Raw genomic sequence first — 24,628 nt, 5'->3', positions numbered from 1 at the left:
CGGGCGCCGTATCCGTGTCGGCCCGGAAGGGAAGTTTCGCCGCATCTCGCGGTTATTCTCGTTTAAGCGAGGGAGGCGGCTCCCGGGAATTTGCCGCCGACCATCGCATTTTAAGGGCGCTTTAGCCCATGAAGGAGACAGGCATGAACCAAGAGGTCATGAATCTTTTCAATCCGCAGGTGCCTGCACAGAATTTCGATTCTATTCGGATTTCGATCGCGTCTCCGGAGAAGATCCTCTCCTGGTCTTACGGTGAGATCAAGAAGCCGGAAACCATCAACTACCGTACGTTCAAGCCGGAACGCGACGGTCTGTTCTGCGCGCGCATCTTCGGGCCGATCAAGGACTACGAATGCCTGTGCGGCAAGTACAAGCGCATGAAGTACAAGGGCATCATCTGCGAAAAGTGCGGCGTCGAAGTCACGCTGTCGCGCGTTCGCCGTGAGCGCATGGGCCATATCGAGCTCGCCGCTCCCGTTGCCCATATCTGGTTCCTGAAGTCGCTGCCGAGCCGCATTTCGACGCTGCTCGACATGACGCTGAAGGATGTCGAGCGCGTCCTCTACTTCGAAAACTACATCGTCACCGAGCCGGGCCTGACCGCCCTGAAGGAGCACCAGCTCCTCTCGGAAGAAGAGTACATGCTCGCCGTCGACGAATACGGCGAAGACCAGTTCACCGCGATGATCGGCGCCGAGGCGATCTACGAGATGCTGGCCTCGATGAACCTCGAGAAGATCGCTGGCGACCTGCGCGCTGAGCTTGCCGACACCACGTCGGATCTCAAGCAGAAGAAGCTGATGAAGCGCCTGAAGATCGTCGAGAACTTCATGGAGTCGGGCAATCGTCCGGAATGGATGATCATGAAGGTCGTTCCGGTCATCCCGCCGGACCTGCGTCCGCTGGTTCCGCTCGACGGCGGCCGTTTCGCGACGTCGGATCTGAACGATCTCTACCGCCGCGTCATCAACCGCAACAACCGTCTGAAGCGCCTGATCGAGCTTCGTGCGCCTGGCATCATCATCCGCAACGAAAAGCGCATGCTGCAGGAATCCGTTGACGCGCTGTTCGACAACGGCCGCCGCGGCCGCGTCATCACCGGCGCCAACAAGCGTCCGCTGAAGTCGCTCTCCGACATGCTGAAGGGCAAGCAGGGCCGCTTCCGTCAGAACCTGCTCGGCAAGCGCGTCGACTATTCCGGTCGTTCGGTCATCGTCACCGGTCCGGAACTGAAGCTGCACCAGTGCGGCCTGCCGAAGAAGATGGCGCTCGAGCTCTTCAAGCCGTTCATCTATGCCCGCCTCGACGCCAAGGGTTACTCCTCGACCGTCAAGCAGGCCAAGAAGCTGGTCGAAAAGGAAAAGCCGGAAGTCTGGGATATCCTCGACGAGGTCATCCGCGAGCATCCGGTTCTCTTGAACCGCGCACCGACGCTGCACCGCCTGGGCATCCAGGCCTTCGAACCTACCCTGGTCGAAGGCAAGGCGATCCAGCTGCATCCGCTCGTCTGCACGGCCTTCAACGCCGACTTCGACGGTGACCAGATGGCCGTTCACGTGCCGCTGTCGCTCGAAGCCCAGCTCGAAGCCCGCGTGCTGATGATGTCGACCAACAACATCCTGCACCCGGCCAACGGCGCGCCGATCATCGTTCCCTCGCAGGACATGGTTCTCGGTCTCTACTATCTGTCGATCCTCAACCAGAACGAGCCGGGTGAAGGCATGGCCTTCTCCGATCTCGGCGAGCTGCATCACGCTCTCGAAAGCAAGGTCGTGACGCTGCACACCAAGATCCGCGGCCGCTTCAAGTCGGTCGACGAGGATGGCAAGCCTTACTCGAAGATCTACGAGACGACGCCTGGCCGTCTGCTCATCGGTGAACTGTTGCCGAAGAACGGCAAGGTGCCCTTCGATATCTGCAACCAGGAAATGACCAAGAAGAACATCTCGAAGATGATCGACACGGTCTATCGCCATTGCGGCCAGAAGGACACGGTCATTTTCTGCGACCGCATCATGCAGCTCGGTTTCGCCCACGCCTGCCGCGCCGGCATTTCGTTCGGCAAGGACGACATGGTCATTCCGGATGCCAAGGCCAAGATCGTTGCCGACACCGAAAATCTGGTGAAGGAATACGAGCAGCAGTACAATGACGGCCTCATCACCCAGGGCGAGAAGTACAACAAGGTTGTCGACGCCTGGGGCAAGGCGACCGAAAAGGTCGCCGAAGAGATGATGGCGCGCATCAAGGCGGTCGAATTCGATGAGAAGACCGGTCGCCAGAAGCCGATGAACTCGATCTACATGATGAGCCACTCCGGTGCCCGCGGTTCTCCGAACCAGATGCGCCAGCTGGGCGGCATGCGTGGCCTCATGGCCAAGCCGTCGGGCGAAATCATCGAGACCCCGATCATCTCGAACTTCAAGGAAGGCCTGACCGTCAACGAGTACTTCAACTCGACGCACGGCGCCCGTAAGGGTCTGGCAGACACCGCCCTGAAGACCGCCAACTCCGGCTACCTGACCCGCCGTCTCGTCGACGTCGCGCAGGATTGCATCGTCACGCATGTCGACTGCGGAACGCAGACGGGCCTCACCATGACCGCCATCGTCGATGCCGGCCAGGTGGTTGCCTCGATCGGCGCCCGTATCCTCGGCCGCACGGCGCTCGACGACATCGATCATCCGGTCACGGGTGAGCGCATCGTCGATGCCGGCAAGATGATCCTCGAGCCCGACGTCGTCGAAATCGAAAAGGCCGGCATCCAGTCGATCCGCATCCGCTCGGCACTGACCTGCGAAATCCAGACGGGCGTCTGCTCTGTCTGCTACGGCCGCGACCTCGCGCGCGGTACGCCGGTCAATATGGGCGAAGCCGTCGGCGTCATCGCTGCTCAGTCGATCGGCGAGCCGGGCACCCAGCTCACCATGCGTACCTTCCACCTTGGCGGTACGGCAACCGTGGTCGACCAGTCGTTCCTTGAAGCCTCGTACGAAGGTACGGTGCAGATCAAGAACCGCAACATCCTGCGCAACTCCGATGGCAATCTCGTTGCCATGGGCCGCAACATGACCGTCCAGATCCTGGACGAACGTGGTGTCGAGCGGTCGTCGCAGCGTGTGGCCTACGGTTCGAAGCTGCATGTCGACGAAGGCGACAAGGTCAAGCGCGGCCAGCGTCTGGCAGAGTGGGACCCCTACACCCGTCCAATGATGACGGAAGTGGCCGGTACCGTTCAGTTTGAAGATCTGGTCGACGGTCTCTCCGTTCTGGAAGCGACCGACGAATCGACCGGCATCACCAAGCGTCAGGTCATCGACTGGCGTTCGACCCCGCGCGGCTCGGACCTCAAGCCGGCGATCGTCATCAAGGATGCCAGCGGCAATATCGCCAAGCTGTCCCGTGGTGGTGATGCCCGCTTCCTGCTCTCGGTCGATGCGATCTTGTCGGTCGAGCCGGGCACGAAGGTCTCCCAGGGTGACGTTCTCGCCCGTTCGCCGCTCGAAAGCGCCAAGACCAAGGACATCACCGGCGGTCTGCCGCGTGTTGCCGAGCTGTTCGAAGCCCGTCGTCCGAAGGACCACGCCATCATCGCAGAGATCGATGGTACGATCCGTCTCGGCCGCGACTACAAGAACAAGCGTCGCGTCATCATCGAGCCGGCGGAAGACGGTGTCGAGCCTGTCGAATACCTGATCCCGAAGGGTAAGCCCTTCCACCTTCAGGAAGGCGACTATATCGAAAAGGGTGACTACATCCTCGACGGTAACCCGGCTCCGCACGACATCCTGGCGATCAAGGGCGTGGAGGCTCTGGCCTCCTACCTCGTCAACGAGATCCAGGAAGTCTACCGCCTGCAGGGCGTCGTCATCAACGACAAGCACATCGAGGTGATTGTCCGTCAGATGCTGCAGAAGGTGGAAATCACCGATGCAGGCGACTCGACCTATATCGTCGGCGACAATGTCGACCGGATCGAGCTCGAAGACGTCAACGATCATCTGATCGAGCAGGGCAAGAAGCCAGCCTACGGCGATCCGGTTCTTCTCGGCATCACCAAGGCGTCGCTGCAGACCCCGTCCTTCATCTCGGCCGCATCCTTCCAGGAAACGACCAAGGTGCTGACGGAAGCTGCAATCGCCGGCAAGACCGACGGTCTGCAGGGTCTGAAGGAAAACGTCATCGTCGGCCGCCTCATCCCGGCCGGTACCGGCGGTACCATGACCCAGATCCGCCGCATCGCCACGTCGCGCGACGAGATGATCCTCGAAGAGCGCCGCAAGGGCACGGGTGCTGCCGTTGCCACGCCGATGCTGCAGGACATGGCCGAAAAGGCTCCGGCTGCGGAATAATCCGCGGCTGAAGTCGACGAATTGAAAAACCGCCCGGAGCGATCCGGGCGGTTTTTGTTTTATTTGCTCTGACTGGTCTGGCGGGGAGGGAGGCGCTGCTTCGCTTAGGCTGCCTTGACAGCGTCAGCGGCGGCTCCTTTCAGTTGAACCGGATGATCGCGACTTCGCCTTCGACGGCGCCCTGATAGGCAGAGGCGTGCGGCTCTTCGGCCGGGACCTCGGTCAGCATGCCGATCTGGTCGAGATCGGCCTCGATGAAGCCTTCCTCGGCAAGGGCGTTCAAGGCCTCGCGTACGGCGGTGTCGTCGTCAGGCGCCTTCAGCATGATGTGCAGGTCGATGCCTTCGCCGGCGTCGGACTCGTAGCCCTTGCCGATAATGATGAAGATCATCGGGCCGTCGAAATTATTGTCGTTATCAGGTGTCGTGATCATCGCCTGTCCTTCGGCTCTTTGACGATTCGGTCGCTCGAATCCTGCTGTGAGGGCCGAACGCCGCAATTGCTGATTCCTTAGCTGTTTTTGCTGCAATGCCCAAGTTTTTATCTTGGTGCATAGCCGTGAATTCGTCTAGAAGGATGAAACAGGGCGTTGGGCCGCCATATCAAGGCGATACGGCGAGTTTATTTCTTAACCGGCCTTGACGAGACGGGTGGAAACCAGTAGTACCCCGGCCATCAGATCCCATGTGAGGCTTGGCTGTTCGGGGCGACGCGCCCTGAAGTTCACCTCAAACAAGGTTCTAAACGCACGTTGAAGTCATGATGCTGCACGCACGACGCATGTTTTATGCGTCCTCTGCTCCTTGTGGTCCATCTGCGGAAGCGGATCGGGCCATATTTTGCGCATTGACGGAGAGTGCGTCACTGCCGGAGACGGCGCGAGTTCAAGCCCGCAAGGGTACTGAGATAAAACGTAAGGGATGGTTGAATGCCTACCGTAAACCAGCTGATCCGCAAGCCTCGCCAGGCGAACGTAAAGCGTAACAAGGTTCCCGCACTCCAGGAGAACCCGCAGAAGCGCGGCGTTTGCACGCGCGTCTACACGACGACGCCGAAGAAGCCGAACTCGGCTCTGCGTAAGGTCGCAAAGATCCGCCTGACCAACGGCTTCGAAGTCATTGGTTACATCCCCGGCGAAGGTCACAACCTTCAGGAACACTCCGTCGTCATGATCCGTGGCGGCCGCGTTAAGGACCTTCCGGGTGTCCGTTATCACATCATCCGCGGCGTTCTCGATACCCAGGGTGTCAAGAACCGCAAGCAGCGCCGCTCCAAGTACGGCGCGAAGCGTCCGAAGTAATTCGGCTTTTGAATAATCCGGCGCTGCGCGAGGTCCTCCGCGTCATGAAGCGCCTTAACGGTTGAAGAGACAAAACTATGTCCAGACGTCATAAAGCAGAAAAGCGCGAGATCAATCCGGACCCGAAGTTCGGTGATCTCGTCGTCACCAAGTTCATGAATGCCATCATGCTCGACGGCAAGAAGTCCGTTGCTGAAAACATCGTCTACGGTGCGTTCGACGTTGTTCATGGCAAGTCCAAGCAGGAGCCGCTCACGGTTTTCCATTCTGCGCTTGAGAACATTGCCCCGCACGTTGAAGTTCGCTCGCGTCGTGTCGGTGGTGCGACCTATCAGGTCCCCGTCGATGTTCGTCCGGAGCGCCGCCAGGCTCTTGCTATTCGTTGGCTGATCGCTGCTGCCCGCAAGCGCAATGAAACGACTATGGTTGACCGCCTTTCCGGCGAACTGCTCGATGCGTCCAACAACCGCGGCTCCGCCGTCAAGAAGCGCGAAGACACGCACAAGATGGCTGACGCCAACCGCGCGTTCTCGCACTATCGCTGGTAATTCCGAACGGTATCGAAAGGCAGTCCACAATGGCTCGCGAATATAAGATCGAAGACTACCGTAATTTCGGTATCATGGCGCATATCGACGCCGGCAAGACCACGACCACCGAGCGTATTCTTTATTACACCGGCAAGTCGCACAAGATCGGCGAAGTCCACGACGGCGCAGCCACCATGGACTGGATGGAGCAGGAGCAGGAGCGTGGTATCACGATCACCTCTGCTGCCACCACGACCTTCTGGAAGGGCCGTGACGGCAAAATGCGCCGCTTCAACATCATCGACACTCCCGGCCACGTCGACTTCACCATTGAAGTCGAGCGTTCGCTGCGCGTTCTCGACGGCGCCATCGCGCTGCTCGACGCCAACGCCGGTGTTGAGCCGCAGACGGAAACCGTCTGGCGCCAGGCCGAAAAGTATAATGTCCCGCGGATGATCTTCTGCAACAAGATGGACAAGACCGGCGCCGACTTCTACCGCTCCGTCGAGATGATCAAGACCCGTCTCGGTGCAACGGCTGTCGTCATGCAGCTGCCGATCGGTGCAGAAACCGAATTCAAGGGCGTCATCGACCTGGTCGAGATGAACGCACTCATCTGGCGCGACGAGTCGCTCGGCGCCCAGTGGGATGTCGTCGAGATCCCCGAGGACATGAAGGCTAAGGCTGAAGAATATCGCGAAAAGCTGATCGAGACGGTTGTCGACATCGACGAAGCCGCCACCGAAGCTTACCTCGAAGGCATTCTGCCCGACAACGAGCAGATCCGTGCACTGGTTCGCCGCGGCACGATCGACGTCAAGTTCCACCCGATGTTCTGCGGCACCGCCTTCAAGAACAAGGGCGTGCAGCCGCTGCTCGACGCCGTTGTCGACTACCTGCCGTCGCCAATGGACATCCCGGCGATCAAGGGCATCGACTTCAAGACGGAAGCTGAAATCGAGCGTCATGCCGATGACAGCGAGCCGCTCTCCATGCTCGCCTTCAAGATCATGAACGACCCCTTCGTCGGTTCGTTGACCTTCGCTCGCATCTACTCCGGCAAGCTTGAAAAGGGCGCGTCGGTCATCAACACGGTCAAGGACAAGCGCGAGCGCGTCGGCCGTATGCTGCAGATGCACTCCAACTCGCGTGAAGACATCGAAGAAGCCTTCGCAGGTGACATCGTCGCTCTCGCCGGCCTCAAGGAAACCACGACGGGCGACACGCTCTGCGATCCGCTGAAGCCGGTTATCCTCGAGCGCATGGAATTCCCGGAGCCGGTCATCCAGATCGCCATCGAGCCGAAGACCAAGGGCGACCAGGAAAAGATGGGCCTCGCGCTCAACCGCCTGGCTGCTGAAGATCCGTCCTTCCGCGTCAAGACCGACCAGGAATCCGGCCAGACCATCATCGCCGGCATGGGCGAACTGCATCTCGACATCATCGTCGACCGCATGCGTCGTGAATTCAAGGTCGAAGCAACTGTCGGCGCGCCGCAGGTTGCCTACCGCGAAACCATCACCCGGACGCATGAAGAAGACTACACGCACAAGAAGCAGTCCGGTGGTACCGGCCAGTTCGCGCGCGTCAAGATCGTCTTCGAACCGAACCCGGACGGCGACGAATTCAAGTTCGAATCGAAGATCGTCGGCGGTTCCGTTCCGAAGGAATACATCCCCGGCGTCCAGAAGGGCATCGAAAGCGTTCTGTCTTCGGGTCCGCTGGCAGGCTTCCCGATGCTCGGCGTCAAGGCGACCCTCATCGATGGTGCCTTCCACGACGTTGACTCCTCGGTTCTCGCCTTCGAAATTGCATCGCGTGCCTGCTTCCGTGAAGCAGCCAAGAAGGCCGGCGCTCAGCTGCTCGAGCCGATGATGAAGGTCGAAGTCGTCACCCCGGAAGATTACGTCGGCGACGTTATCGGCGACCTGAACTCCCGTCGCGGTCAGATCCAGGGCCAGGAAAGCCGCGGTATCGCCGTCGTCATCAACGCGAACGTCCCGCTCGCGAACATGTTCAAGTACGTCGACAACCTGCGCTCCATGTCCCAGGGCCGCGCCCAGTACACGATGACCTTCGATCACTATTCGCCGGTCCCGTCGAACGTCGCAACTGAAATCCAGGCAAAGTATTCCGGTCAGAAGTGACCGGAATACCAATTGACCGATAACAAGAATTAGATCCCTTCGGGGACTAGCAAAATGGAGACCCGAAAATGGGAAAGAGTAAGTTTGAGCGCAACAAGCCGCACGTCAACATTGGCACGATTGGCCACGTTGACCACGGCAAGACGTCTCTGACGGCAGCGATCACGAAGTACTTCGGTGAGTACAAGGCGTACGATCAGATCGACGCGGCTCCGGAAGAAAAGGCCCGTGGCATCACCATCTCGACGGCGCACGTCGAGTATGAGACGCCGGCCCGCCACTACGCGCACGTCGACTGCCCCGGCCACGCCGACTACGTCAAGAACATGATCACCGGTGCTGCCCAGATGGACGGCGCGATCCTGGTGTGCTCGGCCGCTGACGGCCCGATGCCGCAGACGCGCGAACACATCCTGCTGGCCCGCCAGGTCGGCGTTCCGGCAATCGTGGTGTTCCTGAACAAGGTCGACCAGGTTGACGACGCCGAGCTTCTCGAGCTGGTCGAGCTCGAAGTTCGCGAACTGCTGTCGTCCTACGACTTCCCGGGCGACGATATCCCGGTCGTCAAGGGTTCGGCACTTGCTGCTCTTGAAGACTCGGACAAGAAGATCGGCGAAGACGCGATCCGCGAACTGATGGCTGCTGTTGACGCCTACATCCCGACGCCTGAGCGTCCGATCGACCAGCCGTTCCTGATGCCGATCGAAGACGTGTTCTCGATCTCGGGCCGCGGCACGGTTGTGACCGGCCGCGTCGAGCGTGGCATTGTCAAGGTTGGCGAAGAAGTCGAGATCGTCGGCATCCGTCCGACCTCGAAGACGACGGTGACCGGCGTTGAAATGTTCCGCAAGCTGCTCGATCAGGGCCAGGCTGGCGACAACATCGGTGCGCTGATCCGCGGTGTGAACCGTGACGGCGTCGAGCGTGGCCAGATCCTGGCGAAGCCCGGCTCTGTCAAGCCGCACAAGAAGTTCATGGCAGAAGCCTACATCCTGACGAAGGAAGAGGGTGGCCGTCATACGCCGTTCTTCACCAACTACCGTCCGCAGTTCTACTTCCGCACGACCGACGTGACGGGCATTGTGACGCTGCCGGAAGGCACGGAGATGGTGATGCCGGGCGACAACGTCACGGTTGCCGTCGAGCTGATCGTTCCGATCGCGATGGAAGAAAAGCTGCGCTTCGCCATCCGCGAAGGCGGCCGCACCGTCGGCGCCGGTATCGTCGCGTCGATCGTCGAGTAATTGGCGGCTGGGCCACCAGGCCCAAGGAAAGGATAGGGACGCCGATCTCGGTGTCCCTCTCGATCTTTGAAACCGGTGGCCCGCTAACGTAACTGAAGGTAAGTCGTGTCCCTAAGTGGTGACACGCGGATAACAGACACAAGGATAAAGTCGAATGAACGGCCAGAATATCCGCATCCGCCTGAAGGCGTTCGATCACCGGATTCTCGATGCCTCCACGCGCGAGATCGTATCGACGGCTAAGCGCACCGGTGCAAGCGTCCGGGGCCCCGTTCCGCTTCCGACCCGCATCGAGAAGTTTACGGTCAACCGGTCCCCGCACATCGACAAGAAGAGCCGCGAACAGTTCGAGATGCGCACGCATAAGCGCCTTCTCGATATCGTTGACCCGACCCCGCAGACGGTAGACGCGCTGATGAAGCTCGATCTCGCCGCCGGTGTCGATGTTGAGATCAAGCTCTGAGACCTCGGGTCTTCGGGCTGAGTGAGAAGGATTGAACCGATGCGTTCAGGTGTGATTGCACAGAAGGTGGGAATGACCCGCGTCTATAACGACGCCGGCGAGCATGTCCCGGTAACGGTACTGCGTATGGAAGGCTGCCAGGTCGTAGCCACGCGCACTGTCGAAAAGAATGGCTATACCGCAGTTCAGCTCGGTGCCGGCCAGGCGAAGGTGAAGAACACGTCGAAGGCGATGCGTGGCAACTTTGCCATTGCCAACGTCGAGCCGAAGGCCAAGCTCACTGAATTCCGCGTATCGGAAGATCAGCTGCTCGAGATCGGCACTGAGATCAAGGCGGGTCACTTTGCAGCCGGTCAGCTCGTCGACGTGACGGGCACGACGATCGGTAAGGGTTTTGCCGGCGCCATGAAGCGTCACGGTTTCGGCGGTCTGCGTGCCACGCACGGTGTGTCGGTGTCTCACCGCTCGCACGGTTCGACCGGCTCGCGTCAGGATCCGGGCAAGGTTTTCAAGAACAAGAAGATGGCTGGTCACATGGGCCAGACGCGCGTCACGACGCAGAACCTGGAAGTGGTTTCGACCGACGAAGATCGTGGTCTGATCCTGATCAAGGGTGCTGTTCCTGGTTCCAAGGGTGCTTGGATCATCGTGCGCGACGCCGTCAAGTCGGCCGCGAAGTAAGGGAGCCAGATCAATGGAATTCAACGTCAAGACCCTCGAGGGAAAAGACGCCGGGAAGGTTTCCCTTTCGGACGCGATTTTCGGCCTCGAGCCCCGTGAAGACATTCTCGCCCGCGTCATTCGCTGGCAGCTTGCCAAGAAGCAGCAGGGCACGCATAAGGCTAAGGGCCGCGCTGAAGTTTCGCGCACCGGCGCCAAGATGTACAAGCAGAAGGGTACGGGCCGCGCCCGCCACCATTCGGCTCGCGCTCCGCAGTTCCGCGGCGGCGGCAAGGCCCACGGCCCGGTCGTCCGCAGCCACGAGCACGATCTTCCGAAGAAGGTTCGTGCACTCGGCCTTCGCCACGCCCTTTCGGCCAAGATCAAGGCCGATGACGTCATCGTCATCGACAACCTGGTTGCCACCGAAGCCAAGACCAAGGCTCTCGCGTCCGTTTTCGAGACGCTCGGCCTGACCAACGCCCTCTTCATCGGCGGCGCAGAGCTTGACGGCAACTTCAAGCTCGCAGCTCAGAACATCCCGAACATCGATGTTCTGCCGATCCAGGGCATCAACGTTTACGACATCGTGCGCCGCGGCAAGCTCGTGCTTTCCAAGGCTGCGGTTGAAGCGCTAGAGGAGCGATTCAAGTGACCGATCTTCGCCACTACGATGTGATCGTCTCTCCGGCGATCACCGAAAAATCCACGCTGGTATCCGAAAACAACCAGGTTGTTTTCAATGTCGCCAAGCAGGCGACGAAGCCGGAAATCAAGGCTGCGGTCGAGGCGCTGTTCGGCGTCAAGGTCACGGCTGTCAACACTCTGCTGCGCAAGGGCAAGACCAAGCGGTTCCGCGGTTTCGTCGGCAAGCAGAAGGACGTGAAGAAGGCTGTTGTGACGCTGGCTGAAGGCCAGACGATCGACGTCTCCACCGGTCTCTGAGGTATAAGAAAATGGCATTGAAAACATTCAATCCGATCACCCCGAGCCAGCGCCAGCTGGTCATCGTCGACCGCTCGGCCCTCTACAAGGGCAAGCCGGTCAAGGCGTTGACGGAAGGTCTGACCAAGAGCGGCGGTCGTAACAACCTCGGTCGCATCACTGCCCGCTTCATCGGCGGCGGTCACAAGCGCACCTATCGTCTGATCGACTTCAAGCGTCGCAAGTTCGACATCGAAGGCACGGTCGAGCGTATCGAATACGATCCGAACCGCACGGCTTTCATCGCGCTGGTGAACTATGCTGACGGCGAAAAGGCTTATATCCTCGCTCCTCAGCGCCTGGCTGCCGGTGACAAGGTTATCGCTTCCGAGAAGGCTGTCGACGTCAAGCCCGGCAACACCATGCCGCTGCAGTTCATCCCGGTCGGCTCCATCATCCACAACGTGGAAATGAAGCCGGGCAAGGGTGGTCAGATCGCTCGCTCCGCCGGTGGCTACGCACAGCTCGTCGGCCGCGACCAGGGCATGGCGATCCTTCGCCTGAACTCCGGTGAACAGCGTCTCGTTCATGGCTCCTGCCTTGCTTCGATCGGCGCCGTCTCCAACCCTGACCACGCCAACATCAACGACGGCAAGGCCGGTCGTACCGTTTGGCGCGGCAAGCGTCCGCATAACCGCGGTGTTGTCATGAACCCGGTCGACCATCCGCACGGCGGTGGTGAAGGCCGCACCTCTGGTGGTCGCCATCCGGTGACACCGTGGGGCAAGCCGACCAAGGGCAAGCGCACCCGGTCGAACAAGTCGACCGACAAGATGATCATGCGCTCGCGTCATCAGCGTAAGAAGTAAGAGAGGAAGTCTCCAATGGCTCGTTCAGTATGGAAAGGTCCGTTCGTTGACGGCTATCTTCTCAAGAAGGCTGAGAAGGTTCGTGAAGGCGGTCGCAGTGAAGTGATCAAGATCTGGAGCCGTCGCTCCACGATCCTGCCGCAGTTCGTCGGTCTCACCTTCGGCGTCTACAACGGCAGCAAGCATATCCCGGTCAGCGTCAATGAAGACATGGTCGGCCACAAATTCGGTGAATTCTCTCCGACCCGCACCTACTACGGTCACGGCGCGGACAAGAAGGCGAAGAGGAAGTAACAATGGGCAAGGCAAAAGCCGAACGCCGGCTGAAGGACAACGAGGCGCAAGCAGTCGCCCGCACGCTCCGCGTCAGCCCCCAGAAGCTCAACCTGGTTGCTGCGGCTATCCGCGGCAAGAAGGTCGAGCGCGCACTCGCTGAGCTGGAGTTCTCCCGCAAGCGCATCGCAGGCGCCGTCAAGAAGACGCTCGAATCTGCGATCGCCAACGCCGAGAACAACCACGATCTCGACGTCGACTCGCTGGTTGTCGCCGAGGCCTATGTGGGCAAGTCGATCGTCATGAAGCGTTTCCACGCTCGTGGCCGCGGTCGTGCGTCGCGCATTGAAAAGCCCTTCGCGCACCTGACGATCGTCGTTCGTGAAGTGCAGGCAGCAGAGGAGGCCGCATAATGGGTCAGAAAATCAATCCAATCGGTTTCCGCCTCGGCATCAACCGTACCTGGGATAGCCGCTGGTTTGCGGACAATGCCGAGTACGGCCAACTGCTGCACGAAGACCTGAAGATGCGCAAGTTCGTCATGAGCGAACTGAAGCAGGCCGGGATCTCCAAGGTGGTCATCGAGCGTCCGCACAAGAAGTGCCGGGTCACGATCCACTCGGCACGTCCGGGCCTGATCATCGGCCGCAAGGGCGCAGACATCGACAAGCTCCGCAAGAAGCTGTCGGAGATGACGAATTCGGAAACGCACCTCAACATCGTCGAAGTGCGCAAGCCCGAAGTCGATGCGACGCTGGTCGCTCAGTCGATCGCCCAGCAGCTCGAGCGTCGCGTGGCTTTCCGCCGCGCCATGAAGCGCGCCGTTCAGTCGGCGATGCGTCTTGGCGCCGAAGGCATCAAGATCACCTGCGCCGGCCGTCTCGGCGGTGCTGAAATCGCCCGTACGGAATGGTACCGCGAAGGTCGTGTGCCGTTGCACACGCTGCGCGCCGACATCGACTACGGCACGGCTGAAGCAGAAACCGCATTCGGCATCTGCGGCATCAAGGTCTGGATCTTCAAGGGCGAAATCCTTGAGCATGATCCGATGGCTTCCGAGCGCCGTGCGATGGAAGGTGACGCCCAGGGTCCGGCAAGCCGTGATCGTGACCGCGACAGAGACCGTCGCCGCGACAACGCTTGATAGCGCGCGTGGCAGAGAAGTTCGGAGAATAAGAAAATGTTGCAGCCAAAGCGTACCAAGTACCGCAAGCAGTTCAAGGGCCGCATCAAGGGCGTCGCCAAGGGCGGTTCTGACCTGGCATTCGGCGAATTCGGCCTGAAGGCACAGGAACCCAACCGCGTCAACGCGCGCGAGATCGAAGCGGCCCGCCGCGCGATCACGCGTTATATGAAGCGCGCCGGCCGTGTATGGATCCGCGTGTTCCCGGACGTTCCGGTAACCGCAAAGCCGACCGAAGTCCGTATGGGTAAGGGTAAGGGCTCCGTTGAATACTGGGCATGCAAGGTCAAGCCCGGCCGTATGATGTTCGAGATCGACGGTGTCAGCGAAGAAATCGCCCGTGAGGCGCTTCGCCTCGGCTCTGCCAAGCTCTCGGTCAAGACGCGCTTCGTTCAGCGCATTGCAGAGTAAGGGATTGAGCTCATGAAAGCCTCAGACGTTCGCGCGTTCAGCGCTGACCAACTCAAGGACGAGCTTGCCAAGCTGAAGAAAGAGCAGTTCAACCTGCGCTTTCAGAAGGCAACCGGCCAGCTCGAAAAGTCCTCGCGCATCAACGAAGTCCGTAAGGATATCGCCCGCGTGAAAACCATTGCCCGCCAGAAGGCGGCAGAAGTTAAGGCCTAAAGGAAGAAAAATATGCCGAAGCGCATCCTGCAGGGCGTCGTCGTTGGCGACAAGAACGAGAAGACGGTAGTGGTTCGTGTCGAGCGTCGTTTCGCTCACCCGCTGCTCCAGAAGACCGTTCGTCGTTCCAAGAAGTACAAGGCCCACGACGAGAACAACCAGTACAAGATCGGCGATACCGTATCCATCGAGGAATGCGCGCCGATTTCCAAGGACAAGCGCTGGACGGTGATTTCCGCCCAGGGCAAGTAACAGAATTTTGCGCGAGGCCTTGCGTCTCGCCGAAATATCTGTATGAAGCAGCGTCAGAACGCTCGAATGCCGGGCGTTCTTTTGCTTTGAGCGCACGGAAGGTCCCGTTCGGGAAACCACCCTGGCACGATCGATCCCGCGCTATTCAGCTATTGCCGCGTCTGTGCTGCCGTCATGGCAGCTCGGCCGGCGAAAATTTTCATAAGCCGGAGTAGGGGGCTAGCCCAACCATTCCGGTAAACCAAGAAGGCGACCTGATATGATTCAGATGCAAACAAACCTCGACGTCGCGGATAATTCCGGCGCACGTCGTGTCATGTGCATCAAGGTGCTGGGCGGCTCGAAGCGCAAGTATGCCTCGATCGGCGACGTCATCGTCGTTTCGATCAAGGAAGCGATCCCGCGCGGCCGTGTGAAGAAGGGTGACGTGATGAAGGCGGTTGTCGTTCGCACCGCTAAGGATATCCGTCGTCCGGATGGCTCCGTCATCCGCTTCGACACCAACGCAGCAGTCCTCATCGACAACAAGAAAGAGCCGATCGGCACCCGTATCTTCGGACCGGTTCCGCGCGAACTTCGCGCCAAGAACCACATGAAGATCATCTCGCTGGCTCCCGAAGTACTGTAAGGAGCGAAGCGATGCAGAAGATTCGTAAGGGCGACAAGGTCGTCATGCTCGCTGGCAAGGACAAGGGCCGTACCGGCGAAGTTGTCCAGGTCATGCCGAAGGAAGATCGTGCCGTTGTTCGTGGCGTCAACGTCGTCAAGCGCCACCAGCGCCAGACGCAGACCCAGGAAGCCGGCATCATCAACAAGGAAGCCCCGGTTCACCTGTCCAACGTTGCAATCATCGACAAGGACGGCAAGCCGACCCGCGTCGGTTTCAAGGTTGTTGACGGCAAGAAGGTCCGTGTGGCCAAGCGTTCTGGAGAAGTGATCGATGGCTGAGGCAAAATATGAGCCGCGGCTCAAGAAGGAATATGTCGAGCGCATCCGCAAGGCGATGCAGGAGCAGTTCTCCTACGCCAACGAGATGATGATCCCGAAGCTCGACAAGATCGTGATCAACATGGGTGTCGGCGAAGCGACCGCTGACTCGAAGAAGCCGACGGTAGCTGCCGCCGACCTCGCTGCGATCGCCGGCCAGAAGCCGGTCATCACCCGCGCACGTAACTCTATCGCAGGCTTCAAGGTCCGCGAACAGATGCCGATCGGCGCGAAGGTCACCCTGCGCGGCGCCCGCATGTACGAGTTCATGGACCGCCTCGTGAACATCGCGCTCCCGCGCGTTCGCGACTTCCGCGGCCTGAACCCGAAGAGCTTTGACGGCCGTGGCAACTTCGCCATGGGCATCAAGGAGCACATTGTGTTCCCTGAGATCAACTACGACAAGGTTGATCAGATGTGGGGCATGGACATCATCGTTTGCACGACGGCGACGACCGACGACGAAGCACGGGCTCTTCTGAAAGAGTTCAGCTTCCCGTTCCGTCAATAACCGTAACGACGAGCGTAGAAAAGGAACCTGACATGGCGAAGACAAGCGCAGTTGAAAAGAACAAGCGCCGCCGTACTACGGTCGCCAACCAGGCCGCTAAGCGGGCTGGTTTGAAGGCGATCATCATGAACCAGGCTCTTCCGATCGAAGAGCGGTTCAAGGCCTCGATCAAGCTGGCATCCCTGCCGCGTGATGGATCGAAGACCCGTATTCGCAACCGTTGCGAAGTTTCGGGGCGTCCGCGCGCATATTACCGCAAACTGCGCATGTCGCGTATTGCGCTGCGTGAACTCGGCAATCTCGGCAAGGTGCCGGGTATCGTCAAGTCGAGCTGGTAAGGAGCAGGTTACATGACAATGACTGATCCGTTGGGCGATATGCTCACTCGCATCCGTAACGGCGCTTCCCGCCGCAAGTCGTCGGTCTCGACGCCTGCTTCGAAGCTCCGTGCACGTGTTCTCGATGTTCTGCAGTCCGAAGGCTACATCCGTGGCTATTCCGTTGTCGATTTCGGCAATGGCAAGTCGGAACTCAGCATCGAGCTGAAATATTATGAAGGCGCATCGGTGATCCGTGAGATCGGCCGTGTGTCCAAGCCGGGCCGCCGGGTTTATGTCTCGGTCAAGTCCATTCCGCAGGTCGCGAACGGTCTCGGCATCACCATCCTTTCGACTCCGAAGGGTGTGATGGCCGATCACCAGGCTCGCGAACAGAACGTTGGTGGCGAGGTTCTTTGCTCGGTCTTCTAAGATCGGGCAGGGATCTCCATAGCGAACAGACAGGATTGAAACATGTCTCGTATCGGTAAAAAGCCCGTTCAGGTGCCTGCTGGGATCACGGCTACGGTCGATGGCCAGAAGGTGACTGCAAAGGGCCCGAAGGGCGAGCTGTTTTTCGTTGCTAACGACGAAATCAGCCTCAAGCTTGAAAATAACGCCGTCGTCGTGACGCCGGTGAACCAGACCAAGGATGCGCGCGCAAAGTGGGGCATGTCCCGCACGATGATCGAAGGCATCTTCAAGGGCGTCAAGGACGGTTTCGAGCGCAAGCTTGAAATCAACGGCGTCGGTTACCGCGCCGCCATGCAGGGCAAGAACCTGCAGCTCGCTCTCGGTTTCAGCCACGACGTGATCTACGAGCCGCCGGTCGGTATCTCGATCGTTGTTCCGAAGCCGACGGAAATCGTCGTCAGCGGCATCAACAAGCAGCAGGTCGGTCAGGTTGCCGCCGAAATCCGCGAATACCGCGGTCCCGAGCCTTACAAGGGCAAGGGCGTCAAGTACGCTGACGAGCGGATCGTCCGCAAAGAAGGCAAGAAGAAGTAAGGATCACGCGAAATGGCTAGCAGGAAAGAAGCACTTGCACGTCGTGCCAACCGCGTGCGCCGTCATCTCAAGTCGGTGGCCAATGGCCGTCCGCGCCTGTCGGTTCATCGCTCCTCGAAGAACATCTACGCCCAGGTCATCGATGATGTGGCCGGCAAGACGCTTGCGTCTGCCTCCACTCTCGAGAAGGATCTGCGCGGTTCTCTGAAGACCGGTGCCGATACCGCCGCCGCTGCCGTTGTGGGCAAGCTCCTCGCAGAGCGCGCCTCCAAGGCCGGTGTTACGGAAGTCGTGTTCGACCGTGGCGCCTTCATCTATCACGGCCGCATCAAGGCTCTCGCCGAAGCGGCCCGCGAAGGCGGTCTCACCTTCTGATCAGTTTCCGGCCGGACGCTCAAGCGCCGGCCGGATTTTCGCCGGACCGCAGGCACTCTCCGAAAGGGGAGGCTGATGCGGTCCACATTTGTTTGCCGATTGCACCCGGAAAAGAAAAAGGAAGAGGACAATGGCACAGGAAAGAAGGCCGCAGCGGGACGACCGCCAGAGCCGTGAAGAGCGCGATAGCGAATTCGTCGACAAGCTTGTCGCGATCAACCGCGTCGCCAAGGTCGTCAAGGGCGGCCGTCGTTTCGGTTTCGCAGCACTCGTCGTCGTTGGCGACCAGAAGGGCCGCGTCGGCTTCGGCCATGGCAAGGCACGTGAAGTGCCGGAAGCCATCCGCAAGGCAACCGAAGCCGCCAAGCGCGAGCTGATCTTCGTACCGCTGCGTGACGGCCGTACGCTGCATCACGACGTTCATGGCCGCCACGGCGCCGGCAAGGTTCTGCTGCGCTCGGCCAAGGTCGGCACCGGCATCATCGCCGGCGGTCCGATGCGCGCCGTATTCGAGACGCTCGGCATGCACGACGTCGTCGCCAAGTCGACCGGTTCGTCGAACCCCTACAACATGGTTCGCGCCACCTTCGACGCTCTGAAGCACCAGGTTCACCCGAAGGACATCGCAGCTCAGCGCGGCATCAAGTATGCAACGCTGCAGGCTCGTCGTGGCGCCTCCGGCAACGCCTCTGAAGAATAAGAGGAGTTTGACAGATGGCCAAGGCTACCAAGAAGGCTGAAGCGAAGACTGTCACGATCGAACAGATCGGCAGCCCGATTCGCCGTCCGGACGTCCAGCAGCGCACGCTGATCGGTCTCGGACTGAACAAGATGCACCGTCGCCGCACGCTGGAGGATACTCCTTCGGTTCGTGGCATGATCCGTGCTGTCCAGCATCTCGTTCGCGTCGTCGACGAGAAGTGAGACGGAGGAAACGCTCATGAAACTCAATGAAATCAAGGACAACGAAGGCTCGACCCACAGCCGCAAGCGCCTCGGCCGCGGTATCGGTTCGGGCTCGGGCAAGACAGGTGGTCGCGGCGTGAAGGGTCAGAAGTCCCGTTCGGGCGTCGCCATCAACGGCTTCGAAGGCGGCCAGATGCCGATCTATCGTCGCCTGCCGAAGCGCGGCTTCAACAACATTTTCGCTTCCGATTTTGTTGTCGTGTCGCTGGCCCGTATCCAGACGGCGATCGACGCCGGCAAGCTCGATGCCAAGACGACCGTTGACGCAGCTGCCCTCAAGGCTGCTGGTGTCATCCGCCGCGTCAAGGACGGCGTTCGCGTTCTCGCCGACGGCGAGATCAAGGCCAAGATCACCATCGTCGTTGCAGGCGCCTCCAAGCCTGCTGTCGAGAAGATCGAAAAGGCCGGCGGCACCGTGACGCTGCTTTCGGCTCCGGCTGCAGCCGAATAAATAATCTGATGATATATCGCCCGGGGTGCTTCACACCGGGCGATTTTGCTCCCATATGTGGGCCTCACAAAAACTTGGCTGGCGCGCCCGCGTCATGCCGGTAAGACTCGAAAACAAGGGTGAGGCAAGGGGTTGCGCCGCAATCCGTCCTGAGCCCGGTTTTGAATAATTTCATACTGATTCCGGGTCCGGTCTGTCCCCCAGAGACGCCGGAATTGGTAGCGCGGAGAAACGCATGGCTTCTGCAGCGGAACAATTGGCATCCAACCTCAATTTTTCGACCTTCGCCAAAGCCGAGGATTTGAAGAAGCGCCTGTGGTTCACACTGGCAGCTCTCCTCGTCTACCGACTCGGCACGCATATTCCGCTTCCGGGTCTCAATCCCGAAGCCTATGCCCAGGCTTTCCGCGGCCAGTCAGGCGGCATTCTCGGCCTTTTCAACATGTTCTCGGGCGGCGCTGTTCAGCGCATGGCGATCTTCGCGCTCGGCATCATGCCCTATATCTCCGCTTCGATTATCGTGCAGCTCATGACCTCGGTCGTGCCGGCGCTCGAAAACCTCAAGAAGGAAGGCGAGCAGGGCCGTAAGATCATCAACCAGTATACCCGCTATGGCACCGTCATCCTCGGTGCGCTCCAGGCCTATGGCATTGCCGCCGGCCTTGAAAGCGGTCAGGGCCTCGTCGTCGAGCCAGGCTGGTTCTTCCGTGTTTCCACCGTTCTGACGCTGCTTGGCGGCACGATGTTCCTGATGTGGCTCGGCGAGCAGATCACCTCGCGCGGCATCGGCAACGGCATCTCGCTGATCATTTTCGCCGGCATCGCCGCCGGCCTTCCCACTGCTCTTGCCGGCACGCTCGAACTCGGCCGCACCGGTGCGCTGTCGACCTTCCTCATCCTGCTCGTCATCATCGTCGCGATCGCCGTCATCGGCATCATCGTCTTCGTCGAACGCGCCCAGCGCCGGCTGCTGATTCAGTATCCGAAGCGGCAGGTTGGCAATCGGATGTTCCAGGGCGATACCTCGCACCTGCCGCTGAAGCTCAACACTTCAGGTGTCATTCCGGCGATCTTCGCGTCGTCTCTGCTGCTGCTGCCGGCAACGGTCGCGGGTTTCGCCAATACCACGGCAATGCCTTCCTGGGCGACATCGATCGTCGCGGCCCTCGGTCATGGCCAGCCGCTCTACATGGTGCTGTACGGCGCGCTGATCGCCTTCTTCGCCTTCTTCTATACGGCTATCGTCTTCAATCCGAAGGACACGGCCGACAATTTGAAGAAGCATGGCGGCTTCATTCCCGGCATCCGCCCGGGCGAGCGCACTGCCGAATATATCGACTACGTGCTGACCCGCATCACGGTGATCGGCGCGATCTATCTCGTCTTCGTCTGCATTCTCCCAGAGATTCTGGTGTCGCAAACCGGCATTCCATTAGCCCTTGGTGGGACTTCGCTTTTGATCGTGGTTAGCGTAACTCTTGATACGGTTGCACAGATCCAGGGTCACCTGATCGCGCAGCAATACGAAGGCCTGATCAAGAAATCGAAGTTGCGTGGAGGAAAGAGGGGGCGATGAGACTTATCCTTTTGGGGCCGCCGGGCGCGGGTAAGGGAACCCAGGCCCAGCGGATCGTGGAAAAGCACGGCATTCCGCAGCTTTCCACGGGGGACATGCTGCGTGCAGCGGTTAACGCCGGCACGGATGTCGGCAAGCGCGCGAAGGCGGTTATGGACGCCGGCAAGCTCGTCTCGGATGAGATCGTCATTGCCATCGTTTCCGAGCGAATCGATCAACCCGATTGCGCCAACGGCTTCATTCTCGACGGCTTCCCCAGGACGCTCGTCCAGGCTGATGCCACCGAGGCGATGCTGAAGGCAAAGGGTCTCGGCCTCTCCGTTGTCATTGAATTCCGTGTCGATGATGACGAATTGATCCGACGTGTTGCCGGTCGCTACTCCTGTGCACAGTGTGGCAGCGTCTATCACGATACCGATAAGGTTCCGGCTGCTGAGGGCGTGTGCGACAAGTGCGGTTCGACGCACTTCAAGCGCCGTCCCGATGACACCCCGGAGACCATGACGGCTCGGCTGCAGGTCTACTACAAGGAAACCTCGCCGCTGATCGGTTATTACCATGCCAAGGGCAAGCTCAAGTCCGTGGACGGCATGGCAGAGATCGATCAGGTGACGGCCGAGGTCGAAAGCATTCTTTCCAAGCTTTAAGGCTTTGAAAATAAACTTGGCGGAACGGTTGCTTTTCAGCAGTGATTCCGCTAAACACCGCGCCAACTCGCGACATTCCATGCGATCGGCGCGGATTTCCCAGGGAAGTCCGGGTGCGGTCGTTTTGACATGTTACGGACGTAAATCTGAACGGGCGGTTCTCAAGAGCCGCATAACGAAGCCCACTTGCCGGATGGCAACTGGAATGCAAGGAGAACAGGCGTGGCACGTATCGCTGGCGTCAACATCCCGACTGCGAAGCGCGTTGTTATCGCGCTGACCTACATTCACGGGATCGGTCCGAAATTCGCACAGGAAATCGTCGAAAAGGTCGGTATCCCGGCCGAACGTCGTGTGCATCAGCTGACGGACGCAGAAGTCCTTCAGATCCGCGAAGCCATCGACCGCGACTATCAGGTTGAAGGCGATCTTCGTCGTGATACCGCGATGAACATCAAGCGTCTGATGGACCTCGGCTGCTACCGCGGCCTGCGTCATCGCCGCGGCCTTCCGGTTCGCGGTCAGCGCACGCACACCAATGCCCGCACCCGCAAGGGTCCGGCAAAGGCAATCGCTGGCAAGAAGAAGTAATTTCCGGGAAACCGGGGTGGGGAGGCTGGCGGTCTGCGCCGGCCTCTTTTGAGTTTGGAGCGGGACCATATAGGCGCCGTTCCGGTGTAGCCGCTGGCATTACGGCGGTGAAGAGATCAACGAAAGGAATACCATGGCTAAGGAAGCCGTCCGCGTTCGCCGTCGCGAGCGCAAGAACATCTCGTCGGGTGTCGCTCACGTCAACTCGACCTTCAACAACACGATGATCACCATCACCGACGCGCAGGGCAATGCGATCGCCTGGTCGTCGGCTGGCGCCAAGGGCTTCAAGGGCTCGCGCAAGTCGACCCCGTTCGCCGCCCAGATCGCTGCCGAAGACTGCGCCAAGAAGGCCCAGGAGCACGGCATGAAGTCGCTGGAAGTCGAAGTTTGCGGTCCGGGTTCGGGTCGTGAATCGGCTCTGCGCGCGCTCCAGGCTGCAGGTTTCATGATCACGTCCATCCGCGACGTGACCCCGATCCCGCACAATGGCTGCCGTCCGCGCAAGAAGCGCCGCGTCTGATCATCGCTCTCGTCACCGGTGAGCGCCTTCGCGCTCCCGGTGGTTTTCAAGCTCGGTTGCCACGATTGGATGGTGGCAACGAACGGAAGGCAAACTCATGATTCAGAAGAACTGGCAGGAACTGATCAAGCCGAACAAGGTGGAGTTCTCTTCGAGCTCGCGCACCAGGGCGACGCTTGTTGCCGAACCGCTGGAGCGCGGCTTCGGCCTCACGCTCGGCAACGCGCTTCGCCGCGTTCTGCTCTCCTCGCTGCGCGGTGCTGCCGTCACGGCGGTGCAGATCGATGGCGTGCTGCATGAATTCTCCTCGATCCCGGGCGTCCGCGAAGACGTGACGGACATCGTGCTCAACATCAAGGAAATCGCCATCAAGATGGATGGCGATGATGCAAAGCGCATGGTCGTGCGCAAGCAGGGCCCGGGCGTTGTCACGGCTGGCGACATTCAGACGGTCGGCGATATCGAAATCCTCAACCCCGAGCATGTCATCTGCACGCTCGACGAGGGCGCCGAGATCCGCATGGAGTTCACCGTCAACAACGGCAAGGGCTACGTTCCGGCCGAACGCAATCGTGCGGAAGATGCTCCGATCGGTCTCATCCCGGTCGACAGCCTCTATTCGCCGGTCAAGAAGGTGTCCTACAAGGTTGAAAATACCCGCGAAGGACAGGTTCTCGACTACGACAAGCTGAACATGACCATCGAAACCGATGGCTCGATCACCGGCGAAGACGCCGTCGCTTTTGCGGCGCGCATCCTCCAGGATCAGCTTGGCGTCTTCGTCAACTTCGACGAGCCGCAGAAGGAAACCGAAGAGGAAGCAGTCACCGAACTCGCTTTCAACCCGGCTCTCCTGAAGAAGGTGGACGAACTCGAACTGTCGGTCCGTTCGGCAAACTGCCTGAAGAACGACAACATCGTCTACATCGGCGACCTCATTCAGAAGACCGAAGCAGAAATGCTCCGCACACCGAATTTTGGTCGCAAGTCGCTGAACGAAATCAAGGAAGTTCTCGCTTCCATGGGCCTGCACCTCGGTATGGAAGTGCCGGCATGGCCGCCCGAGAACATCGAAGATCTCGCCAAGCGTTACGAAGACCAATACTGAGAAAACAAAAGGCAGGCTCTTTCGGCTGCCTTTCCCCGTCAAACAGCAGGCCGATCGCCTGCATGTGCCAGGAAACGGCAGGCCCACTTAGCGTAAGGGCACCTGCATTAAAGGAGAATAGCAATGCGCCATGGTAAAGCCGGCCGCAAGCTGAATAGAACTGCAAGCCACCGCAAGGCGATGTTCGCCAACATGGCGGCTTCGCTGATTACCCACGAGCAGATCGTCACGACCCTGCCGAAGGCCAAGGAAATCCGTCCGATCGTCGAGAAGCTCGTCACGCTCGGCAAGCGCGGCGACCTGCACGCTCGCCGTCAGGCGATCTCGCAGATCCGCGATGCCGCTGTCGTCTCGAAGCTGTTCGACACGATCGCAACGCGCTACGCCACCCGCAACGGCGGCTACCTGCGCATCATGAAGGCCGGCTTCCGCCAGGGCGACAATGCCGCCATGGCTGTGATCGAATTCGTGGATCGCGATGCCTATGCCAAGGGCGCAGCCGACAAGGCCCGGGTCGCTGCCGAAGAGCAGGCTGTCGCCGCTTAATCTTCCGCTCCTGCGGAAACAGAACAGCCGGGCTGCAAAGCCCGGCTGTTTTTGTTTCTGATATAGTGACGAGACCGGCTCCATTGCGCAAAATCATTCAGACTCGCTCTCCGCAGTTCCTTCGTAAGCATACGGTGAAGGCCGCTGGTCACGCCGCTTGAGCGTCGATGGTCGGCGGTGTCCAGTTCCATGGAAGCAGTT

Annotated in this window: 34 protein-coding genes; 32 read left to right on the top strand and 2 right to left on the bottom strand. The window is 59.8% G+C overall.

Going from position 1 to position 24,628, the window contains the following annotated elements; translation table 11 throughout:
- Nucleotides 1-143: 143 nt before the first annotated feature.
- A complete protein-coding gene (rpoC, locus tag BS629_RS13770; RefSeq protein ID WP_018241638.1) occupies nucleotides 144-4,352 on the top strand; it encodes a DNA-directed RNA polymerase subunit beta' in 4,209 nt (1,402 codons plus the stop codon).
- A gap of 139 nt (nucleotides 4,353-4,491) precedes the next feature.
- Here rpoC and BS629_RS13765 read toward each other — a convergent pair whose 3' ends face one another.
- Nucleotides 4,492-4,785: a hypothetical protein gene (locus BS629_RS13765; RefSeq protein WP_018241639.1), complete on the bottom strand. Its 294-nt coding sequence runs from the start codon at nucleotides 4,783-4,785 to the stop codon at nucleotides 4,492-4,494.
- A 495-nt stretch (nucleotides 4,786-5,280) separates the two neighbouring features.
- Here BS629_RS13765 and rpsL point away from each other — a divergent pair, with 495 nt between their 5' ends.
- The 31 genes from rpsL to rplQ all read left to right on the top strand — a co-directional run bounded on the left by rpsL (nucleotide 5,281) and on the right by rplQ (nucleotide 24,427).
- Nucleotides 5,281-5,652, top strand: coding sequence for a 30S ribosomal protein S12 (rpsL, locus tag BS629_RS13760; protein ID WP_003547537.1), 372 nt, complete (start codon nucleotides 5,281-5,283; stop codon nucleotides 5,650-5,652).
- 77 nt (nucleotides 5,653-5,729) lie between these two features.
- Nucleotides 5,730-6,200: a 30S ribosomal protein S7 gene (gene rpsG, locus BS629_RS13755; RefSeq protein WP_003547538.1), complete on the top strand. Its 471-nt coding sequence runs from the start codon at nucleotides 5,730-5,732 to the stop codon at nucleotides 6,198-6,200.
- A gap of 29 nt (nucleotides 6,201-6,229) precedes the next feature.
- On the top strand, nucleotides 6,230-8,329 hold the full coding sequence (gene fusA / locus BS629_RS13750; protein ID WP_018241640.1) for an elongation factor G: 2,100 nt from the start codon (nucleotides 6,230-6,232) through the stop codon (nucleotides 8,327-8,329).
- Nucleotides 8,330-8,397: 68 nt separating this feature from the next.
- Complete coding sequence (gene tuf / locus BS629_RS13745) at nucleotides 8,398-9,573, top strand: elongation factor Tu (RefSeq protein ID WP_018241634.1); 1,176 nt, start codon at nucleotides 8,398-8,400, stop codon at nucleotides 9,571-9,573.
- A 154-nt stretch (nucleotides 9,574-9,727) separates the two neighbouring features.
- Nucleotides 9,728-10,036, top strand: coding sequence for a 30S ribosomal protein S10 (rpsJ, locus tag BS629_RS13740; RefSeq protein ID WP_003547547.1), 309 nt, complete (start codon nucleotides 9,728-9,730; stop codon nucleotides 10,034-10,036).
- Nucleotides 10,037-10,075: 39 nt separating this feature from the next.
- Nucleotides 10,076-10,717 carry a 50S ribosomal protein L3 gene (gene rplC, locus BS629_RS13735; RefSeq protein ID WP_018067989.1) on the top strand — a complete coding sequence of 214 codons (642 nt, stop codon included), beginning with the start codon at nucleotides 10,076-10,078 and terminating at the stop codon, nucleotides 10,715-10,717.
- Nucleotides 10,718-10,730: 13 nt separating this feature from the next.
- Nucleotides 10,731-11,351, top strand: a complete 621-nt coding sequence (gene rplD, locus BS629_RS13730; RefSeq protein WP_003573800.1) for a 50S ribosomal protein L4 — start codon at nucleotides 10,731-10,733, stop codon at nucleotides 11,349-11,351.
- Nucleotides 11,348-11,641 carry a 50S ribosomal protein L23 gene (locus BS629_RS13725; RefSeq protein WP_003547550.1) on the top strand — a complete coding sequence of 98 codons (294 nt, stop codon included), beginning with the start codon at nucleotides 11,348-11,350 and terminating at the stop codon, nucleotides 11,639-11,641. Before rplD ends, BS629_RS13725 begins: the two co-directional genes overlap by 4 nt.
- Before the next feature lie 11 nt (nucleotides 11,642-11,652).
- Nucleotides 11,653-12,489: a 50S ribosomal protein L2 gene (gene rplB / locus BS629_RS13720; RefSeq protein ID WP_018241641.1), complete on the top strand. Its 837-nt coding sequence runs from the start codon at nucleotides 11,653-11,655 to the stop codon at nucleotides 12,487-12,489.
- Between the two features lie 15 nt (nucleotides 12,490-12,504).
- Nucleotides 12,505-12,783 carry a 30S ribosomal protein S19 gene (gene rpsS / locus BS629_RS13715; protein ID WP_003547552.1) on the top strand — a complete coding sequence of 93 codons (279 nt, stop codon included), beginning with the start codon at nucleotides 12,505-12,507 and terminating at the stop codon, nucleotides 12,781-12,783.
- 2 nt (nucleotides 12,784-12,785) lie between these two features.
- Nucleotides 12,786-13,175: a 50S ribosomal protein L22 gene (rplV, locus tag BS629_RS13710; protein WP_003547553.1), complete on the top strand. Its 390-nt coding sequence runs from the start codon at nucleotides 12,786-12,788 to the stop codon at nucleotides 13,173-13,175.
- Nucleotides 13,175-13,906 (top strand): 30S ribosomal protein S3, encoded by a 732-nt coding sequence (rpsC, locus tag BS629_RS13705; protein ID WP_003547554.1) that lies wholly within the window; start codon nucleotides 13,175-13,177, stop codon nucleotides 13,904-13,906. The genes rplV and rpsC overlap by 1 nt, the downstream gene beginning before the upstream one ends.
- Before the next feature lie 36 nt (nucleotides 13,907-13,942).
- On the top strand, nucleotides 13,943-14,356 hold the full coding sequence (gene rplP / locus BS629_RS13700) for a 50S ribosomal protein L16 (protein ID WP_003573792.1): 414 nt from the start codon (nucleotides 13,943-13,945) through the stop codon (nucleotides 14,354-14,356).
- A gap of 12 nt (nucleotides 14,357-14,368) precedes the next feature.
- Nucleotides 14,369-14,569, top strand: coding sequence for a 50S ribosomal protein L29 (rpmC, locus tag BS629_RS13695; protein ID WP_018241642.1), 201 nt, complete (start codon nucleotides 14,369-14,371; stop codon nucleotides 14,567-14,569).
- 12 nt (nucleotides 14,570-14,581) lie between these two features.
- Complete coding sequence (rpsQ, locus tag BS629_RS13690) at nucleotides 14,582-14,821, top strand: 30S ribosomal protein S17 (RefSeq protein ID WP_003547557.1); 240 nt, start codon at nucleotides 14,582-14,584, stop codon at nucleotides 14,819-14,821.
- A 259-nt stretch (nucleotides 14,822-15,080) separates the two neighbouring features.
- The gene (gene rplN / locus BS629_RS13685) at nucleotides 15,081-15,449 is read left to right on the top strand and encodes a 50S ribosomal protein L14 (RefSeq protein WP_003573790.1); all 369 of its coding nucleotides are present in this window, start codon (nucleotides 15,081-15,083) and stop codon (nucleotides 15,447-15,449) included.
- Between the two features lie 11 nt (nucleotides 15,450-15,460).
- The gene (gene rplX, locus BS629_RS13680) at nucleotides 15,461-15,769 is read left to right on the top strand and encodes a 50S ribosomal protein L24 (RefSeq protein ID WP_003547559.1); all 309 of its coding nucleotides are present in this window, start codon (nucleotides 15,461-15,463) and stop codon (nucleotides 15,767-15,769) included.
- Nucleotides 15,762-16,319 carry a 50S ribosomal protein L5 gene (gene rplE / locus BS629_RS13675; RefSeq protein WP_018067987.1) on the top strand — a complete coding sequence of 186 codons (558 nt, stop codon included), beginning with the start codon at nucleotides 15,762-15,764 and terminating at the stop codon, nucleotides 16,317-16,319. The genes rplX and rplE overlap by 8 nt, the downstream gene beginning before the upstream one ends.
- A 32-nt stretch (nucleotides 16,320-16,351) precedes the next feature.
- Nucleotides 16,352-16,657: a 30S ribosomal protein S14 gene (gene rpsN / locus BS629_RS13670; RefSeq protein ID WP_003547561.1), complete on the top strand. Its 306-nt coding sequence runs from the start codon at nucleotides 16,352-16,354 to the stop codon at nucleotides 16,655-16,657.
- A gap of 12 nt (nucleotides 16,658-16,669) precedes the next feature.
- Nucleotides 16,670-17,068 carry a 30S ribosomal protein S8 gene (gene rpsH / locus BS629_RS13665; RefSeq protein WP_003547562.1) on the top strand — a complete coding sequence of 133 codons (399 nt, stop codon included), beginning with the start codon at nucleotides 16,670-16,672 and terminating at the stop codon, nucleotides 17,066-17,068.
- Between the two features lie 42 nt (nucleotides 17,069-17,110).
- Nucleotides 17,111-17,644 (top strand): 50S ribosomal protein L6, encoded by a 534-nt coding sequence (gene rplF / locus BS629_RS13660; protein WP_017963907.1) that lies wholly within the window; start codon nucleotides 17,111-17,113, stop codon nucleotides 17,642-17,644.
- Between the two features lie 12 nt (nucleotides 17,645-17,656).
- Nucleotides 17,657-18,019, top strand: coding sequence for a 50S ribosomal protein L18 (rplR, locus tag BS629_RS13655; RefSeq protein ID WP_018241643.1), 363 nt, complete (start codon nucleotides 17,657-17,659; stop codon nucleotides 18,017-18,019).
- 130 nt (nucleotides 18,020-18,149) lie between these two features.
- Complete coding sequence (gene rpsE, locus BS629_RS13650; RefSeq protein ID WP_017963908.1) at nucleotides 18,150-18,719, top strand: 30S ribosomal protein S5; 570 nt, start codon at nucleotides 18,150-18,152, stop codon at nucleotides 18,717-18,719.
- Nucleotides 18,720-18,733: 14 nt separating this feature from the next.
- Nucleotides 18,734-18,943: a 50S ribosomal protein L30 gene (rpmD, locus tag BS629_RS13645; protein ID WP_003547566.1), complete on the top strand. Its 210-nt coding sequence runs from the start codon at nucleotides 18,734-18,736 to the stop codon at nucleotides 18,941-18,943.
- 16 nt (nucleotides 18,944-18,959) lie between these two features.
- A complete protein-coding gene (rplO, locus tag BS629_RS13640) occupies nucleotides 18,960-19,436 on the top strand; it encodes a 50S ribosomal protein L15 (RefSeq protein ID WP_003547567.1) in 477 nt (158 codons plus the stop codon).
- Between the two features lie 235 nt (nucleotides 19,437-19,671).
- Complete coding sequence (gene secY / locus BS629_RS13635) at nucleotides 19,672-21,012, top strand: preprotein translocase subunit SecY (RefSeq protein ID WP_018241644.1); 1,341 nt, start codon at nucleotides 19,672-19,674, stop codon at nucleotides 21,010-21,012.
- Nucleotides 21,009-21,659: an adenylate kinase gene (locus tag BS629_RS13630; RefSeq protein WP_017963910.1), complete on the top strand. Its 651-nt coding sequence runs from the start codon at nucleotides 21,009-21,011 to the stop codon at nucleotides 21,657-21,659. The genes secY and BS629_RS13630 overlap by 4 nt, the downstream gene beginning before the upstream one ends.
- 222 nt (nucleotides 21,660-21,881) lie before the next feature.
- Nucleotides 21,882-22,250 (top strand): 30S ribosomal protein S13, encoded by a 369-nt coding sequence (rpsM, locus tag BS629_RS13625; protein WP_003573772.1) that lies wholly within the window; start codon nucleotides 21,882-21,884, stop codon nucleotides 22,248-22,250.
- A 133-nt stretch (nucleotides 22,251-22,383) separates the two neighbouring features.
- Nucleotides 22,384-22,773: a 30S ribosomal protein S11 gene (gene rpsK, locus BS629_RS13620; protein WP_003547577.1), complete on the top strand. Its 390-nt coding sequence runs from the start codon at nucleotides 22,384-22,386 to the stop codon at nucleotides 22,771-22,773.
- Nucleotides 22,774-22,870: 97 nt separating this feature from the next.
- Nucleotides 22,871-23,881: a DNA-directed RNA polymerase subunit alpha gene (locus BS629_RS13615; RefSeq protein WP_003547579.1), complete on the top strand. Its 1,011-nt coding sequence runs from the start codon at nucleotides 22,871-22,873 to the stop codon at nucleotides 23,879-23,881.
- Between the two features lie 123 nt (nucleotides 23,882-24,004).
- Nucleotides 24,005-24,427, top strand: a complete 423-nt coding sequence (rplQ, locus tag BS629_RS13610) for a 50S ribosomal protein L17 (RefSeq protein WP_003558556.1) — start codon at nucleotides 24,005-24,007, stop codon at nucleotides 24,425-24,427.
- On the opposite strand, the gene BS629_RS39480 is transcribed toward rplQ, so the two are convergent.
- A partial coding sequence (locus BS629_RS39480) for a hypothetical protein (protein WP_205928668.1) occupies nucleotides 24,424-24,628 on the bottom strand: 205 nt, incomplete at its 5' end. The two genes, rplQ and BS629_RS39480, sit on opposite strands and share 4 nt — an antisense overlap.

The organism is Rhizobium leguminosarum bv. viciae USDA 2370, from assembly GCF_002008365.1.
Lineage (GTDB): Bacteria > Pseudomonadota > Alphaproteobacteria > Rhizobiales > Rhizobiaceae > Rhizobium > Rhizobium leguminosarum.
The sequence above is the reverse complement of the archived record's forward strand: the minus strand, read 5'-3'. Positions and strand labels throughout refer to the sequence as shown.

Excerpts from the sequence above, each read along its gene's own strand:
- rpoC (WP_018241638.1), top strand. The coding sequence starts at position 144 with ATGAACCAAGAGGTCATGAATCTTTTCAATCCGCAGGTGCCTGCACAG.
- BS629_RS13765 (WP_018241639.1), bottom strand. The coding sequence starts at position 4,785 with ATGATCACGACACCTGATAACGACAATAATTTCGACGGCCCGATGATC.
- rpsL (WP_003547537.1), top strand. The coding sequence starts at position 5,281 with ATGCCTACCGTAAACCAGCTGATCCGCAAGCCTCGCCAGGCGAACGTA.
- rpsG (WP_003547538.1), top strand. The coding sequence starts at position 5,730 with ATGTCCAGACGTCATAAAGCAGAAAAGCGCGAGATCAATCCGGACCCG.
- fusA (WP_018241640.1), top strand. The coding sequence starts at position 6,230 with ATGGCTCGCGAATATAAGATCGAAGACTACCGTAATTTCGGTATCATG.
- tuf (WP_018241634.1), top strand. The coding sequence starts at position 8,398 with ATGGGAAAGAGTAAGTTTGAGCGCAACAAGCCGCACGTCAACATTGGC.
- rpsJ (WP_003547547.1), top strand. The coding sequence starts at position 9,728 with ATGAACGGCCAGAATATCCGCATCCGCCTGAAGGCGTTCGATCACCGG.
- rplC (WP_018067989.1), top strand. The coding sequence starts at position 10,076 with ATGCGTTCAGGTGTGATTGCACAGAAGGTGGGAATGACCCGCGTCTAT.
- rplD (WP_003573800.1), top strand. The coding sequence starts at position 10,731 with ATGGAATTCAACGTCAAGACCCTCGAGGGAAAAGACGCCGGGAAGGTT.
- rplB (WP_018241641.1), top strand. The coding sequence starts at position 11,653 with ATGGCATTGAAAACATTCAATCCGATCACCCCGAGCCAGCGCCAGCTG.
- rpsS (WP_003547552.1), top strand. The coding sequence starts at position 12,505 with ATGGCTCGTTCAGTATGGAAAGGTCCGTTCGTTGACGGCTATCTTCTC.
- rplV (WP_003547553.1), top strand. The coding sequence starts at position 12,786 with ATGGGCAAGGCAAAAGCCGAACGCCGGCTGAAGGACAACGAGGCGCAA.
- rpsC (WP_003547554.1), top strand. The coding sequence starts at position 13,175 with ATGGGTCAGAAAATCAATCCAATCGGTTTCCGCCTCGGCATCAACCGT.
- rplP (WP_003573792.1), top strand. The coding sequence starts at position 13,943 with ATGTTGCAGCCAAAGCGTACCAAGTACCGCAAGCAGTTCAAGGGCCGC.
- rpmC (WP_018241642.1), top strand. The coding sequence starts at position 14,369 with ATGAAAGCCTCAGACGTTCGCGCGTTCAGCGCTGACCAACTCAAGGAC.
- rpsQ (WP_003547557.1), top strand. The coding sequence starts at position 14,582 with ATGCCGAAGCGCATCCTGCAGGGCGTCGTCGTTGGCGACAAGAACGAG.
- rplN (WP_003573790.1), top strand. The coding sequence starts at position 15,081 with ATGATTCAGATGCAAACAAACCTCGACGTCGCGGATAATTCCGGCGCA.
- rplX (WP_003547559.1), top strand. The coding sequence starts at position 15,461 with ATGCAGAAGATTCGTAAGGGCGACAAGGTCGTCATGCTCGCTGGCAAG.
- rplE (WP_018067987.1), top strand. The coding sequence starts at position 15,762 with ATGGCTGAGGCAAAATATGAGCCGCGGCTCAAGAAGGAATATGTCGAG.
- rpsN (WP_003547561.1), top strand. The coding sequence starts at position 16,352 with ATGGCGAAGACAAGCGCAGTTGAAAAGAACAAGCGCCGCCGTACTACG.
- rpsH (WP_003547562.1), top strand. The coding sequence starts at position 16,670 with ATGACAATGACTGATCCGTTGGGCGATATGCTCACTCGCATCCGTAAC.
- rplF (WP_017963907.1), top strand. The coding sequence starts at position 17,111 with ATGTCTCGTATCGGTAAAAAGCCCGTTCAGGTGCCTGCTGGGATCACG.
- rplR (WP_018241643.1), top strand. The coding sequence starts at position 17,657 with ATGGCTAGCAGGAAAGAAGCACTTGCACGTCGTGCCAACCGCGTGCGC.
- rpsE (WP_017963908.1), top strand. The coding sequence starts at position 18,150 with ATGGCACAGGAAAGAAGGCCGCAGCGGGACGACCGCCAGAGCCGTGAA.
- rpmD (WP_003547566.1), top strand. The coding sequence starts at position 18,734 with ATGGCCAAGGCTACCAAGAAGGCTGAAGCGAAGACTGTCACGATCGAA.
- rplO (WP_003547567.1), top strand. The coding sequence starts at position 18,960 with ATGAAACTCAATGAAATCAAGGACAACGAAGGCTCGACCCACAGCCGC.
- secY (WP_018241644.1), top strand. The coding sequence starts at position 19,672 with ATGGCTTCTGCAGCGGAACAATTGGCATCCAACCTCAATTTTTCGACC.
- BS629_RS13630 (WP_017963910.1), top strand. The coding sequence starts at position 21,009 with ATGAGACTTATCCTTTTGGGGCCGCCGGGCGCGGGTAAGGGAACCCAG.
- rpsK (WP_003547577.1), top strand. The coding sequence starts at position 22,384 with ATGGCTAAGGAAGCCGTCCGCGTTCGCCGTCGCGAGCGCAAGAACATC.
- BS629_RS13615 (WP_003547579.1), top strand. The coding sequence starts at position 22,871 with ATGATTCAGAAGAACTGGCAGGAACTGATCAAGCCGAACAAGGTGGAG.
- rplQ (WP_003558556.1), top strand. The coding sequence starts at position 24,005 with ATGCGCCATGGTAAAGCCGGCCGCAAGCTGAATAGAACTGCAAGCCAC.